Source organism: Haemophilus haemolyticus M19501 (genome assembly GCF_000222025.1).
GTDB classification, from domain to species: domain Bacteria; phylum Pseudomonadota; class Gammaproteobacteria; order Enterobacterales; family Pasteurellaceae; genus Haemophilus; species Haemophilus haemolyticus_G.
In genome coordinates, this window is the sequence record NZ_AFQO01000007.1 from 269,937 (window position 1) to 283,726 (window position 13,790).

A 13,790-nucleotide genomic window follows, 5' to 3' on the forward strand; every position below is an offset into this window, starting at 1 on the left:
ATAAAAAGCCCGAATAATTTCGGGCTTCTTACTATATATTATCCTCGATGTGAATTTTTCATAATGCGATCTTTTGTTACTTTCCATTCACGCTCTTTAATATCATCGCGTTTATCATGTTGTTTTTTACCTTTGGCTAAACCAATTTTGACTTTTGCCCATGCACTTTTCCAGTAAAGAGAAAGCGCTACGATGGTAAAACCGTCTCGGTTTGCTTTGCCAAATAGGGATTCTAATTCACGTTTATTTAATAATAACTTACGAGTGCGAGTTGGATCACAAACAATATGCGTTGATGCTACATTTAATGGCTGAATGCTTGCACCGAATAAAAAGGCTTCGCCATTTTTAAAAATGACATAACTATCACTAATGTTTGCCTTGCCTGCGCGCATTGATTTAACTTCCCAGCCTTGTAGTTCAAGACCTGCTTCAATTTCATCTTCTATAAAATAATCATGTCTCGCACGTTTATTCAGTGCGATAGTATTTGATCCTGGTTTTACTTTTTTCTTTGTCATAATTTTTATACCTTATTTTGCTTGGCGCATTTTATAGGATATCTATTTTTATAGCAAAAAAGATCATCTAGGTAGAAATGGCAGTCGCGTTTATTTTCAAGCTTTAAAAGATTTATAGAAAACTCAAGAAAAAATCACCGCACTTTTGTAAGAAAAAACAGACACATTGCTGTGTCTGTTTAAGTGAGATAAAAAAGATGAATTAAGTTTTGGTGATTTATATAAAGTAAATAAACGATTATTCCAAACGTTTTGCCACTTTAAGCCAATCAGCTTTAAATTCACGATGCATATTATTAATTGCATCAATAATATCATGGTGAACCAGTTGTTCATTTTGGATGCCTACGCAGTAGCCACCTTTACCTTGTAGCAATAAATCTACTGCGTATGCGCCCATACGTGAAGCAAGAATACGGTCAAATGCACAAGGAGAGCCGCCACGTTGAATATGCCCTAAAACAGTCGCACGAGTTTCGTGTCCAACGCGAGATTCAATTTCTTTTGCGAGAGAATGAACATCGGTTAAAAGTTCTGTGATTGCAATGATTGCATGGCGTTTACCACGAATAATGCTACGTTCAATTTGTTGAATTAATTCTTCGCGATTAAATTCAATTTCTGATGCGACGATATATTCACAACCGCCAGCGATGCCTGCAGAAATGGTTAAGTCACTACAGTGGCGCCCCATAATTTCAACGATAGAAATACGTTGGTGTGAGCTTGAGGTATCGCGTAAACGATCGATAGCATCAACTGCAGTTTGTAATGCGGTTTGATAGCCGATGGTATAGTCAGTACCTGCAACATCATTATCAATCGTGCCAGGTAAGCCAACACAAGGGAAACCATGTTCTTCGGTTAACAATTTTGCGCCCATGTAAGAACCGTCACCACCGATAACCACAAGTGCATCAATGCCGTGAGAACGTAAAATTTCTGCGCACTTCGCGCGAACATTGGGATCCTTAAATTCAGGAAAGCGTGCAGAACCTAAGAAAGTACCGCCACGATTAATCACATCTGATACGCTGTAGCGGTTTAGTTGTTTGATTTTATTGTTGTATAAGCCCTGGTAACCATCATAGATACCAAATACTTCTAAGCCTTCTGCAAGTGCAGAACGTACTACGCCACGAATTGCGGCATTCATACCTGGCGCATCGCCACCACTTGTTAAAACTGCAATTTTTTTAATCATATTTACCTACTTTTAACCGTAATTGGAAACTGGTATAAGATTACATCATTAGAGGTATCTGCTCTAGCAAAATCTGATGAGATTTTGATCCGGTATAATTTTTTACATTATTTTTGACAAAACAGTTGCCACTTCAAATCTTGTAAGTGCTTTCTTTCTATATCCACAACGTATTTTTGCAAATGTTGTTGCACTTTATCGATGGATAAATGTTTAGAAAGTGTTGGTTGCTGTACTTTTTGTGAATATTGATACTGAACAAAGCCACATTGTGGTAATTGTCGTCCTTTCATCACATTGACTTGCCAAGATGGATTGTCCTTTGTTGGCGAATAGATGACATATCCATTTAATTCCTGTGGATTCATCGAATTTTCTGGAATAGCATCGAAATGGAAATCTTTTACGCCTGTATTACGATAAATACGTTCTCTTAATGCGATCCGCTCTTTAATTGAACGCGCTGGTTGATTGCGATCAAAGAGAATTTCAATTTCAGATTGCCAATTTTCTAGCGTATCTGGCTTAGCGATATAAACATAGCGAGCAATGGTTTCTAAATCTTGGCTGCTGGTAAGGGCATAATTTTTACCGTTGTGCTCTAACTGTGTAGGAACATTTAATTGAGTCAGTTTAGTTGCACAGCCAGAGAGTATAAGTGCGGTCAATATAACAAAAATTTTATTCATTGATATCTCGCTTAAATACAAATTCGGTTTCAGTTGATGATGCTGAATCAAACCAATAACCACCTAAATCAAATTCTTTTAATTGTTCAATGTCGGTTAAACGATTTTGAATAAGATAACGGCACATTAAGCCTCGAGCTTTTTTCGCATAAAAGCTAATTACTTTATATTTGCCATTTTTATTATCTAAGAAAACTGGCTTGATTATCTTGGCTTTAAGTTGGTTTTCTTTAACCGATTTATAATATTCATCAGAGGCTAGATTGACTAATACATTATCGCCTTGTTCATCAATAGCTTGTTGAACCGCTTGCGTGATCACATTTCCCCAAAAGGCATACAGATCTTTTCCTTTCGGATTGGCTAATTTTGTGCCCATTTCTAATCGGTAAGGTTGCATTAAATCAAGTGGTTTTAAAAGCCCATAAAGCCCAGACAGCATACGTAAATGGGATTGCGCAAAAATGACATCATCTTCCGAAAGGGAATCAGCATCTAGGCCTGTATAAACATCCCCCTTAAATGCAAATAATGCAGCGCGGGAATTGTTTTCATTGTGAATTTTTGTCCATTCTGCAAAGCGTGCGGCATTTAGACCGGCTAACTTATCGCTGATAGACATAAGAGATGAAAGATCTTGCGGAGAAAGTTTACGACAAACTTCAATAAGTTGTTCGCTGTAATCAGTAAAGTGCGGTTGAGAAACAGGAAAATTTTTTACCGCACTTTCAAAGTCAAGGGTTTTTGCAGGGGAGATAATGGCTAACATAATCGTCCTTTTATGAAAAAAGAATGGGCGTATATTAGCATAAAAATTTACACTAAACGCGTTTATATAGCCCATTTTCACTCATGATGAGATCTTGCAATTCAAGATCGAGCAGCTGAACAAGTAAAACATCGACACTCAAGTTAAATTCTTTAGCTAAATCATCAATGCTCACAGGCGTGTAACCGATACGCGAGTAAAGTTTCGGGTGACTTGGTGCTTCTACTAATCGCCGAGGATCGGGTGGAGGCGTGTAATTAGGCACAGCGATCTGGTCAAAATCGATTTCAGTTTGGCTATGGATAGAATGTTGGTAGAGAGTTTCCAAAATATCCTTTGCATTTTCCACCAACATTGCGCCTTGTTTGATGAGGCGATTACAACCTTGGCTAAATTCACTTTGAATATTGCCTGGCACAGCAAAAACCTCTCGGTTCTGTTCCAAAGCATACCTAGCGGTAATCAGAGAGCCGCTTTTTTCTGTGGCTTCCACCACTAATGTCCCGACTGAAAGCCCGCTAATAATTCTATTACGACGAGGGAAATTTGTCGCAATAGGTGCTTGGTTTGGTAAAAACTCAGAAACTAATGTACCGTTGTTTTGTAAAATAAGTTCTGAAAGTTTGCGATGCTTTACGGGATAAATTTGTTCCAATCCGCTTCCCAAAACCGCTATGGTTTGTCCTTGAATATCAACAACTGCTTGATGGCAATGCCCATCTATTCCCAATGCGAGTCCACTGGTAATCGTAAAGCCAGCCAATGAAAGTTCCGTAGCAAAATATTTAGCCCAATATTCACCATAAGCCGTGTAGTAGCGACTTCCCACCATCGCAATTTGACGTTGTGAAAGTGCGGTCAAATTTCCTTTTACAAATAATAGAGGAGGAAAGCTTGCTATCTGTTTCAATAGAAAGGGATAAAAGGGGGAAAAAGAATTTATCAAATGATTCCCCTCTTTTTGAGACCACTCTAGCGCAGGCTCAATAAATTTTGCTTCAGGCTTGAACCAACGACGAATTTGAATGGCGCCCCATCCCATTTGTCGGAAAGCAACATCATCATAATTGAGCAACTCATCTAGCGTAATATTGGATAAAATTTTATCAATGCCCACTCCGCCAAGTTTAGGGACTTGCATTAGGCGGAGTAATGTGTAGGTAATGTCATTCATATTTTTTCCTTTTTATTTGAAAGCCTAGTATGGAAAAAACGAGGGAGAGAAACGATTAATTTAAAAGCATTTTGCGATGCAGATCGCAAAAATTCTTTTTAATGAATAAAAAATTGCAAAATTTTTCTTATTTTGAAAATATAAAAAATCCAATAAGAAAAATTTGTTGATTAAGATAGTGTTGGTTAAATATGCTAATTTTATTAAATTTATTAGTTAAATATATATTTGATAAAGTGTAAGTAGGTTTATTTTGAATATAAAATGCCAAAAAATAGTTTGACAGCCAGTTTTTTATTCGTAATATGGAAAACGTTTTACACAGAAGGATTTTTATTTATGTCTCATATTTTTTCTTTATCTCTCAACCTGCTGCTCTCACATTTTGTGTGCGGCTAAGTTGTGGATAAAAAACAGTCAGATGTAAATACCCAATTTTAAACCCGCACTTTATAAGTCGCGGGTTTTTTGTCTAAAAAATACAGGAAAAACGCACCGCACTTTTGGAGTGATTTAAGAAGGACTTTTAGTAAGGAAATTGTTATGACAGATCGCGTTATTATTTTTGATACGACTTTGCGTGATGGGGAACAGGCGTTAAAAGCAAGTTTGACGGTAAAAGAAAAATTACAGATCGCTTTAGCACTTGAACGCTTAGGTGTGGATGTAATGGAAGTGGGGTTCCCTGTTTCTTCTCAAGGGGATTTTGAATCGGTACAAACCATTGCACGCCATATCAAAAACGCTAGTGTTGCCGCATTATCTCGAGCCGTAGATAAAGATATTGATGCCGCATACCAAGCATTGAAAGTTGCTGAAGCATTCCGTATTCATACTTTTATTGCAAGCTCGGCATTACACGTTGAAGCGAAATTAAAACGTTCTTTTGATGATGTAGTAGGAATGGCTGTTGCAGCAGTGAAACGCGCACGTAATTATACGGATGATGTTGAGTTCTCTTGCGAAGATGCAGGCCGTACAGGCATTGACAATATCTGTCGTATTGTTGAAGCCGCAATCAATGCCGGTGCAACTACGGTTAATATTCCAGATACCGTTGGTTTTTGCTTACCAAATGAATACGGCAATATTATTGCTCAAGTGCGTAATCGCGTGCCGAATATCGACAAAGCTGTGATTTCTGTGCATTGCCACAATGACTTAGGTATGGCAACCGCTAATTCTTTAACCGCTGTACAAAATGGTGCACGCCAAATTGAATGTACTATTAATGGAATTGGCGAACGTGCGGGCAATACTTCCCTTGAAGAAGTGGTTATGGCAATGAAAGTGCGTCAGGATTTTATGGGCGTGGATACTCGTATTAATACCCAAGAAATTCATCGCGTAAGTCAAATGGTTAGCCAGCTTTGCAATATGCCAATTCAACCGAATAAAGCCATCGTAGGCTCAAATGCTTTTGCCCATTCTTCTGGTATCCATCAAGATGGTATGTTGAAAAACAAAAATACCTACGAAATTATGTCTCCAGAAACCATTGGCTTGAAAAAAGAAAAATTGAATTTAACTGCACGTTCAGGTCGAGCCGCTGTGAAAGGTCATATGACGGATATGGGGTATAACGAACAAGATTATGATTTGGATAAATTGTATGACGCGTTCTTAAAATTGGCGGATAAAAAAGGTCAAGTGTTCGATTATGACTTGGAAGCCTTGGCATTTATCGATATGCAACAAGGGGATGAAGATCGTTTGGTATTAGATAAACTTTCTGCGCATTCAACGAAAGAATATCCAGCCACAGCCTTTGTGCAATTGAAATTAGATGGCGAAAAATTAAGTACGTCTTCAATTGGCGGTAATGGCCCAGTAGATGCGGTTTATAACGCCATCTTAAATTTAACAGGCTTAGAAATCAAAATGTCTCACTATAACTTAACCGCGAAAGGCGAGGGTGCAGAAGCATTAGGGCAAGTGGATATTGTGGTGGAACACAAAGGGCGTAAATTTCACGGCGTTGGTTTAGCAACAGACATTGTTGAATCTTCCGCACTTGCTTTAGTTCATGCGATTAATGCGATTTATCGAGCGCATAAAGTGGCAGACATTAAAAGCCACAAACATCACTAACCCAATCCCCCTCTTTAGCAAAGAGGGGTTAGGGGAGATTTGGCAGAAGTAACATCAACCTCAGTGGTGAATTTTATATCGTTAAAATCTCCTCCAGACCCTCTTCACAAAAGATGAGAGAAAATTAACCGCACTTTAGTGTGACTGAAATAGGAAAACAATATGCAATTATACAACATCGCTGTTCTACCAGGAGACGGTATTGGTCCCGAAGTAATGGCTGAAGCCATTAAAGTATTAAACAAAGTCCAAGAAAAATTTGGTTTTAAACTTAACTTCAATGAGTTTTTTGTCGGTGGTGCTGCCATTGATCATTGTGGTTGCCCATTACCAGCAGAAACTTTAAAAGGTTGTGATGAGGCTGATGCGATTTTGTTTGGGTCTGTAGGCGGCCCTAAATGGACAAATTTACCGCCCGATCAACAACCGGAACGCGGTGCATTATTGCCTTTGCGTAAACATTTCAAATTATTCTGTAATCTTCGTCCTGCAACCCTTTATAAAGGCTTGGAAAAGTTCTGCCCATTACGTGCAGATATTGCTGCAAAAGGCTTTGATATGGTGGTGGTTCGTGAATTAACGGGTGGGATTTATTTCGGTCAGCCAAAAGGTCGTGAAGGCGAAGGCGCACAAACCAAAGCATTTGATACGGAAGTGTATTATAAATATGAAATCGAACGCATTGCACATGCGGCTTTTGATGCAGCAATGAAACGTCGTAAACACGTGACTTCAGTGGATAAAGCTAACGTATTACAAGCTTCAATCTTATGGCGTGAAACCGTAACTGAAGTGGCTAAAAACTACCCTGAAGTCACTTTAGAACACATTTATATCGACAATGCCACAATGCAATTAATCAAAGCACCAGAATCTTTTGATGTTTTGCTTTGTTCTAACATTTTCGGCGATATTATTTCTGACGAAGCAGCGATGATCACGGGTTCTATGGGAATGTTGCCATCTGCCAGCTTAAATGAAGAGGGTTTTGGTTTATACGAGCCTGCTGGTGGTTCTGCCCCTGATATTGCAGGCAAAGGCATTGCCAACCCAATCGCACAAATTCTTTCTGCCGCGATGATGTTGCGTTACAGCTTCAACTTAAACGAAGCAGCAGATGCCATTGAAAATGCGGTTCAAAAAGTCTTGGCAAATGGACATCGCACCGCCGATTTAGCAGATGATTCTACACCAGTTTCAACGGCAGAAATGGGTACATTGATTGCACAAGCAATTTAATACTAATTAAAGTGCGGTTGAAAAACACGTCGAATTTTAACCGCACTTTCCTTAACGAATAGAGAAAAATATTATGGCAAAAACACTTTACGAAAAATTATTTGATTCACACATTGTGTATGAAGCAGAGGGCGAAACGCCGATTTTGTATATCAACCGTCATTTGATTCACGAAGTAACCAGCCCGCAGGCCTTTGATGGGTTACGCGTCGCAAATCGCCAAGTACGTCAAGTAAACAAAACTTTCGGCACAATGGATCACAGCATTTCTACTCAAGTACGCGATGTCAATAAACTTGAAGGTCAAGCCAAAATTCAAGTGTTAGAACTGGATAAAAATACCAAGGCGACGGGTATCAAATTATTTGATATGACAACGAAAGAGCAGGGAATCGTACATGTGATGGGGCCTGAGCAAGGCTTAACTTTACCTGGTATGACAATCGTCTGCGGTGACTCCCACACAGCTACTCACGGTGCATTCGGTGCTTTAGCATTTGGTATTGGTACTTCTGAAGTAGAACACGTATTAGCCACCCAAACTTTAAAACAGGCTCGAGCAAAAAGTATGAAAATTGAAGTGCGTGGTAAAGTCGCATCAGGTATTACGGCAAAAGATATTATTCTTGCCATTATCGGTAAAACCACGATGGCAGGCGGAACAGGACACGTTGTGGAATTTTGTGGAGAAGCGATCCGAGACCTTTCTATGGAGGGTCGTATGACCGTCTGTAATATGGCAATTGAAATGGGCGCGAAAGCAGGCTTGATTGCACCAGATGAAACCACATTTGCATATTTGAAAGATCGTCCACATGCACCGAAAGGTAAAGATTGGGATGATGCCGTTGCTTATTGGAAAACCTTAAAATCTGACGATGATGCACAATTTGACACTGTGGTAACGCTAGAAGCAAAAGACATCGCACCACAAGTCACTTGGGGGACAAACCCAGGGCAGGTAATTTCTGTGAATGAAACCATACCAAATCCGCAAGAAATGGCAGATCCTGTACAACGTGCTTCGGCGGAAAAAGCCTTACATTATATTGGCTTGGAAGCTGGTACTAATTTAAAAGAGGTTAAAGTTGATCAAGTGTTTATTGGATCTTGCACCAACTCACGTATTGAAGATTTACGCGCAGCAGCGGCAGTGATGAAAGGTCGTAAAAAAGCGGATAACGTAAAACGTATTTTAGTGGTACCAGGTTCTGGTTTAGTAAAAGAACAAGCGGAAAAAGAGGGCTTGGATAAAATCTTTATTGCCGCAGGTGCAGAATGGCGTAATCCAGGTTGTTCAATGTGTTTAGGAATGAATGATGACCGTTTAGGCGAATGGGAACGCTGTGCTTCTACATCTAACCGTAACTTTGAGGGGCGTCAAGGTCGTAATGGGCGTACCCATTTAGTAAGTCCTGCAATGGCAGCGGCGGCAGGAATGTTCGGTAAATTTGTTGATATTCGTGAAGTGGCATTAAATTAAGGCTCAATAAGAGGAAAAGAAAAATGGCAGGATTTAAACAACTTTCAGGCTTAGTCGTACCATTGGATGCGGCGAATGTAGATACCGATGCGATTATCCCAAAACAATTTTTACAAGCCATTACCCGCGTAGGTTTCGGCAAACATTTATTCCACGAATGGCGTTATCTTGATGTGGACGGCACCAAGCCAAATCCAGAATTTGTCTTAAATTTTCCGCAATATCAAGGTGCGACGATTTTGTTGGCGCGTAAAAATTTAGGCTGTGGTTCTTCTCGTGAACATGCCCCTTGGGCATTAGCCGATTATGGTTTTAAAGTGATGATCGCTCCAAGTTTTGCAGATATTTTCTATAACAACAGCTTAAATAATCATATGTTACCGATTCGTTTAAGCGAAGAAGAAGTGGAAGAAATCTTCCAATGGGTGTGGGCAAATGATGGCAAACAAATCCATGTAGATTTAGAAGCGATGACGGTCACTGTAGGGGATAAAGTTTATCACTTTGAACTGGATGAATTTCGCCGTCATTGTTTGTTAAACGGATTGGACAATATCGGCTTAACTCTACAGCACGAAGACAAAATCTCAGAATACGAGAAAAACATCCCAGCGTTCTTGCGTTAAAAAATGATAAAAGTGCGGTGATTTTTCACCGTACTTTTGATCTAATCTAACGTTTTAATGATTCCATTATCGACTGAAAACATTTTTCTGTTTTCGACTTGCATCTCTTTTAATTGTTCTTGAGTAATGGCGGTAACAAACACTTGTGAGCCACTTTGTTGTAATCGTTCTGCCAACAATGCTCGTTTATATTGATCCAATTCCGATGCAAAATCATCGATCAAAAAAATACAATGGCGTTGCTTTTCTTTCATTAAATGCTCGCCTTGAGCCAGTCTCAATGCGCACATTAAAAGTTTAAGCTGTCCACGAGAAAGCACATCTTCCACCGGCAATCCCTGTGCTTTGAAACGAAAATCAGCTTTTTGAGGTCCAGAAAATGTGTAATTTAAGGCACGATCTCGTTCAAAATTTTGCTCAAGAACCTCTGCGTAATCTGTATTTTTTTCCCATCCTTGATGAAAGCTGACATTAATTTCTAATTCAGGGAGGAAAAGTTGGCAAGTTTGCTCGATTTCAGGGCGTAGTGCTTCTGCATATTCAGCACGCCATTGACTCACTTGATGAGCGAGTTTGGCAAGCTCGACATCCCAAACTTTAATAGCGGAGTAGGTCTGATTTTGTGCAAGCGCTGCATTTCTTTGTTTGAGTAATCGATTAAGGTTGCTCCAGGCAGCATAAAAACTTGTTTGATGGTGAAAAAGTCCCCAATCCAAAAATGCTCGACGATAACTTGGCCCACCATTCAGTAAGGTTAAGCCTTCTGGGGTGATTAATTGCATTGGTAAAAGATGAGCAAGATCGGAAATTTTATTGCCATCTTCACCGTTAATTTTTACTAACGTGTTGCCTTGACGAAGTTTTTGTAATCCCACTGACCATTGATGTTGGCTTTCTTGGATTTGTCCAAATAGGGTAAAGTGAGGTTCGTCGTAAGAAATGATGCGATTTGTTACCGCACTTTTGAATGAGCGTCCGTGACCAAGATAAAAAATAGCTTCTAATAAGCTCGTTTTTCCGCTGCCATTGTTGCCGACCAAAAAGTTAAAGCCGGGATCAAAATCAAGATCCACGGCTGTTAAGTTACGAAATTTTTCGACCAATAAACGCGAAATCGCCATATTATAAACGCATTGGCATAATTACATATTCGCTACTGCTGTCTTCGCAGTTTTCGATTAAGCAACTAGAAGAGGCATCAGTTAGACGCATGCGAACTTGATTACATTTAAGCGCATTTAAAACATCAAGAATATAGGTGACATTAAAGCCGACTTCTAATTCTTCGCCATTGTAATTGACATCCACGATTTCTTCCGCTTCTTCATGTTCGGTGTTGGAGGCGGTAATTTTTAGTTGGTTTTCGCTTAAGTTTAAACGCACGCTACGCACACGCTCATTCGATAAAATTGATGCGCGAACAAAGGCTTGTTTAAGAATTTCCCAGCTGCCTTCGACAATTTTCGTTGCATTACGAGGCAACACTCGGCGATAGTCAGGGAAACGACCATCAATTAATTTTGATGTAAATACAATGTTTTTTAAATGGATACGTAAATTGTTGGTACCGATTTGTAAACGTGCAGGCTCATCGCTTGTTTCTAATAAACGAACAAGTTCTAACACGCCTTTACGCGGTAGAATCACCGAATGATTTTGTAATTCTTGTTCAAGCGAGATGGTGCATACCGCAAGTCTATGGCCATCTGTCGCCACAGTACGCAATAAATTGCCTTCTGTTTCAAATTTCATGCCATTTAAGAAATAGCGCGCATCTTGGTTTGCCATGGAAAATTGAGTGGCTTCAATTAAACGGCGCAAGGTATTTTGCGGTAGTTCAAAATCTACTTCAGACTGCCAGTCCGTGAGGTTTGGATATTCTTCTGCAGGTTGAGTTGTAAGTGTAAAACGGCTACGCCCAGATTGTACTAACGCACGGTCTTCCTCAAAAGTAACCGTGATTTCCGAATCATCAGATAAAGTGCGGCAAATATCTAAGAATTTTTTTGCTGGAATCGTGAAGGTGCCATTTTCAGAAGACGATGAAAGCTGAGTTTGACTCGATAATTCGACTTCCAAATCTGTACCTGTGATAGTCAATTGATTATCTTCAATTTGCAACAACACGTTGTTTAATACAGGAATGTTTGGACGACTACTCAATACGCCACATACTTGTTGCAACGGTTTTAATAAATTTTCTCTTGAAATACTAAATTGCATTGCGTTCTCCTTTTATGCGGACAAAGTGCGGATTAAATTCGCCCAATCTTCTTGAATACTATTGTCTTGTTCGCGGAATTTTGGGACTTCGCGACAAGCGTTTAATACGGTCGTGTGATCACGGTCAAATGCACGACCGATTTCAGGCAAACTGCGATTTGTGAGTTCTTTTGCTAACGCCATTGCAATTTGGCGAGGACGAGTCACTGAGCGCGCTCGACTTTTTGATTTTAAATCTGAAACCTTAATTCGATAATATTCAGCTACTACTTTTTGAATATTTTCAATGGTAACCAAGCGTTCTTGCAGAGCCAAAATATCTTTCAAGGTATCACGCACGAAATCAATATCAATGTCACCTCCTTTGAAGTCTTGCATTGCTTTCACTCGATTTAATGCCCCTTCGAGTTCACGCACGTTGGTACGCAAGCGTTGAGCAATGAAGAAAGCGACTTCTTCTGGCAAGTTCATATTATGCTCTTCCGCCTTTTTCAATAAAATCGCTACGCGAGTTTCAAGATCGGGCGGCTCAATAGCTGTTGTTAAGCCCCAGCCAAAACGTGATTTTAAACGTTCTTCAATTTTTTCAATTTCTTTAGGATAACGATCTGACGTTAAGATAATTTGGCGACCCGTTTCAAATAAGTTATTGAATATATGGAAGAATTCTTCTTGGGTTTTTTCTTTTTCAGCGAAAAATTGAATATCATCCACTAAAAGCGCATCGAGAGAACGATAGAATTTTTTGAACTGATCCATTTTATTGTCACGCACTGCTTTTACCATATGTTGCATAAAGTTATTTGCGTGAATGTAAAGCACGCGCGCATTCGGTTTATTGGCTAAAATGCCATTGCCAATTGCGTGTAATAAGTGGGTTTTACCTAAACCTGTACCACCATATAAAAAGAAAGGATTGGCCGAAGGTTCGCCTGGAGCTTGAGCAAGTTTTTGACCGACTGCGCGTGCGAGTTGGTTCGATTTACCTTCAACAAAGTTATCAAATAAGTGTTTAGTATTGAGATGAGATTCAAATTTTACTGAAGCACTAGATTCAGCTTGAAAATCTACCGCACTTTCTTTTTTAGGATTGTCACTTGGTGCACTCTCCACTACTTTAGGTGCTGGTTTGACCCCTTCTTTTAAAGAAATGCGCAGTTCAGGATTTTGTGCAAGTGTTTGACAAATTTGCTGGATTTGTGCGAGATAATGAGTTTCCACCCAACCTTTCACAAACATATTAGAAGCATATAAAACAATGTGGTTATCCGCCACCATATCAGCCTGTAAAGGACGAAGCCAAGTGCTAAGATCGCTGGCTGAAACTTGATCTTGAAGTTGTAACAGGCAACTTTGCCAAAGATTTGAGAGATTCACAAAAGGATCCTTGTTGTTTTTGTAATTAGAGAAAAGTGCGGTAAAAATTGGCGGAGATTTTACAATAAATGCGTGGAAAAATCTTCTAAAAAATCGGCTTGAGATTTATACAAAAACCCGTATAATCCCCCCGATTTTGGAAGTTCGAGAGTTTTTCCCGAAAAATTTCCGTTTCTTATTTGACGAACGCGTATTTTATGATTAAAATTGCGCTCTATTTTTATTAACTCATAATCTGGATTTAGGTAGATTACAATGAAACGTACATTTCAACCTTCTGTATTAAAACGTAGTCGTACTCACGGTTTCCGTGCTCGTATGGCAACTAAAAATGGCCGTCAAGTTTTAGCGCGTCGTCGTGCTAAAGGTCGTAAAAGTTTATCTGCATAATCAC

Annotated in this window: 13 protein-coding genes; 5 read left to right on the top strand and 8 right to left on the bottom strand. The window is 39.4% G+C overall.

What is annotated here, in order from left to right:
* Positions 1-38 precede the first annotated feature (38 nt).
* From smpB to dprA, 5 genes are all read right to left on the bottom strand, one after another.
* On the bottom strand, positions 39-521 hold the full coding sequence (smpB, locus tag GG9_RS04450) for an SsrA-binding protein SmpB (protein ID WP_005631385.1): 483 nt from the start codon (positions 519-521) through the stop codon (positions 39-41).
* Positions 522-759: 238 nt separating this feature from the next.
* Positions 760-1,725 (bottom strand): 6-phosphofructokinase, encoded by a 966-nt coding sequence (pfkA, locus tag GG9_RS04445; protein WP_005631386.1) that lies wholly within the window; start codon positions 1,723-1,725, stop codon positions 760-762.
* Positions 1,726-1,832: 107 nt separating this feature from the next.
* Positions 1,833-2,414 carry a hypothetical protein gene (locus tag GG9_RS04440; protein ID WP_005631387.1) on the bottom strand — a complete coding sequence of 194 codons (582 nt, stop codon included), beginning with the start codon at positions 2,412-2,414 and terminating at the stop codon, positions 1,833-1,835.
* Positions 2,407-3,183 (bottom strand): peroxide stress protein YaaA, encoded by a 777-nt coding sequence (gene yaaA, locus GG9_RS04435; RefSeq protein ID WP_005631388.1) that lies wholly within the window; start codon positions 3,181-3,183, stop codon positions 2,407-2,409. The genes GG9_RS04440 and yaaA overlap by 8 nt, the downstream gene beginning before the upstream one ends.
* 52 nt (positions 3,184-3,235) lie before the next feature.
* Positions 3,236-4,357 (bottom strand): DNA-processing protein DprA, encoded by a 1,122-nt coding sequence (dprA, locus tag GG9_RS04430; RefSeq protein WP_005631389.1) that lies wholly within the window; start codon positions 4,355-4,357, stop codon positions 3,236-3,238.
* Between the two features lie 543 nt (positions 4,358-4,900).
* Here dprA and leuA point away from each other — a divergent pair.
* The 4 genes from leuA to leuD all read left to right on the top strand — a co-directional run bounded on the left by leuA (position 4,901) and on the right by leuD (position 9,796).
* On the top strand, positions 4,901-6,448 hold the full coding sequence (gene leuA, locus GG9_RS04425; RefSeq protein ID WP_005631390.1) for a 2-isopropylmalate synthase: 1,548 nt from the start codon (positions 4,901-4,903) through the stop codon (positions 6,446-6,448).
* Positions 6,449-6,610: 162 nt separating this feature from the next.
* Positions 6,611-7,687, top strand: coding sequence for a 3-isopropylmalate dehydrogenase (leuB, locus tag GG9_RS04420; protein ID WP_005631391.1), 1,077 nt, complete (start codon positions 6,611-6,613; stop codon positions 7,685-7,687).
* Positions 7,688-7,760: 73 nt separating this feature from the next.
* The gene (leuC, locus tag GG9_RS04415; protein WP_005631394.1) at positions 7,761-9,170 is read left to right on the top strand and encodes a 3-isopropylmalate dehydratase large subunit; all 1,410 of its coding nucleotides are present in this window, start codon (positions 7,761-7,763) and stop codon (positions 9,168-9,170) included.
* A 23-nt stretch (positions 9,171-9,193) separates the two neighbouring features.
* Positions 9,194-9,796 carry a 3-isopropylmalate dehydratase small subunit gene (leuD, locus tag GG9_RS04410; RefSeq protein WP_005631396.1) on the top strand — a complete coding sequence of 201 codons (603 nt, stop codon included), beginning with the start codon at positions 9,194-9,196 and terminating at the stop codon, positions 9,794-9,796.
* A gap of 41 nt (positions 9,797-9,837) precedes the next feature.
* On the opposite strand, the gene recF is transcribed toward leuD, so the two are convergent.
* The 3 genes from recF to dnaA are packed head-to-tail and all read right to left on the bottom strand — an operon-like array spanning position 9,838 to position 13,396.
* Positions 9,838-10,917 carry a DNA replication/repair protein RecF gene (recF, locus tag GG9_RS04405; protein ID WP_005631398.1) on the bottom strand — a complete coding sequence of 360 codons (1,080 nt, stop codon included), beginning with the start codon at positions 10,915-10,917 and terminating at the stop codon, positions 9,838-9,840.
* A gap of 1 nt (position 10,918) precedes the next feature.
* Positions 10,919-12,019 carry a DNA polymerase III subunit beta gene (dnaN, locus tag GG9_RS04400; RefSeq protein ID WP_005631401.1) on the bottom strand — a complete coding sequence of 367 codons (1,101 nt, stop codon included), beginning with the start codon at positions 12,017-12,019 and terminating at the stop codon, positions 10,919-10,921.
* Between the two features lie 12 nt (positions 12,020-12,031).
* On the bottom strand, positions 12,032-13,396 hold the full coding sequence (gene dnaA, locus GG9_RS04395) for a chromosomal replication initiator protein DnaA (RefSeq protein ID WP_005631405.1): 1,365 nt from the start codon (positions 13,394-13,396) through the stop codon (positions 12,032-12,034).
* 255 nt (positions 13,397-13,651) lie between these two features.
* On the opposite strand from dnaA, the gene rpmH reads away from it, so the two are divergent.
* Positions 13,652-13,786, top strand: coding sequence for a 50S ribosomal protein L34 (gene rpmH, locus GG9_RS04390; protein ID WP_005539760.1), 135 nt, complete (start codon positions 13,652-13,654; stop codon positions 13,784-13,786).
* The last annotated feature ends 4 nt before the right edge of the window (positions 13,787-13,790 follow it).

Coding starts and splice junctions, on each gene's coding strand:
- leuB (WP_005631391.1), top strand. CDS start 6,611: ATGCAATTATACAACATCGCTGTTCTACCAGGAGACGGTATTGGTCCC.
- pfkA (WP_005631386.1), bottom strand. CDS start 1,725: ATGATTAAAAAAATTGCAGTTTTAACAAGTGGTGGCGATGCGCCAGGT.
- rpmH (WP_005539760.1), top strand. CDS start 13,652: ATGAAACGTACATTTCAACCTTCTGTATTAAAACGTAGTCGTACTCAC.
- dnaN (WP_005631401.1), bottom strand. CDS start 12,019: ATGCAATTTAGTATTTCAAGAGAAAATTTATTAAAACCGTTGCAACAA.
- dprA (WP_005631389.1), bottom strand. CDS start 4,357: ATGAATGACATTACCTACACATTACTCCGCCTAATGCAAGTCCCTAAA.
- smpB (WP_005631385.1), bottom strand. CDS start 521: ATGACAAAGAAAAAAGTAAAACCAGGATCAAATACTATCGCACTGAAT.
- leuC (WP_005631394.1), top strand. CDS start 7,761: ATGGCAAAAACACTTTACGAAAAATTATTTGATTCACACATTGTGTAT.
- leuA (WP_005631390.1), top strand. CDS start 4,901: ATGACAGATCGCGTTATTATTTTTGATACGACTTTGCGTGATGGGGAA.
- yaaA (WP_005631388.1), bottom strand. CDS start 3,183: ATGTTAGCCATTATCTCCCCTGCAAAAACCCTTGACTTTGAAAGTGCG.
- recF (WP_005631398.1), bottom strand. CDS start 10,917: ATGGCGATTTCGCGTTTATTGGTCGAAAAATTTCGTAACTTAACAGCC.
- leuD (WP_005631396.1), top strand. CDS start 9,194: ATGGCAGGATTTAAACAACTTTCAGGCTTAGTCGTACCATTGGATGCG.
- GG9_RS04440 (WP_005631387.1), bottom strand. CDS start 2,414: ATGAATAAAATTTTTGTTATATTGACCGCACTTATACTCTCTGGCTGT.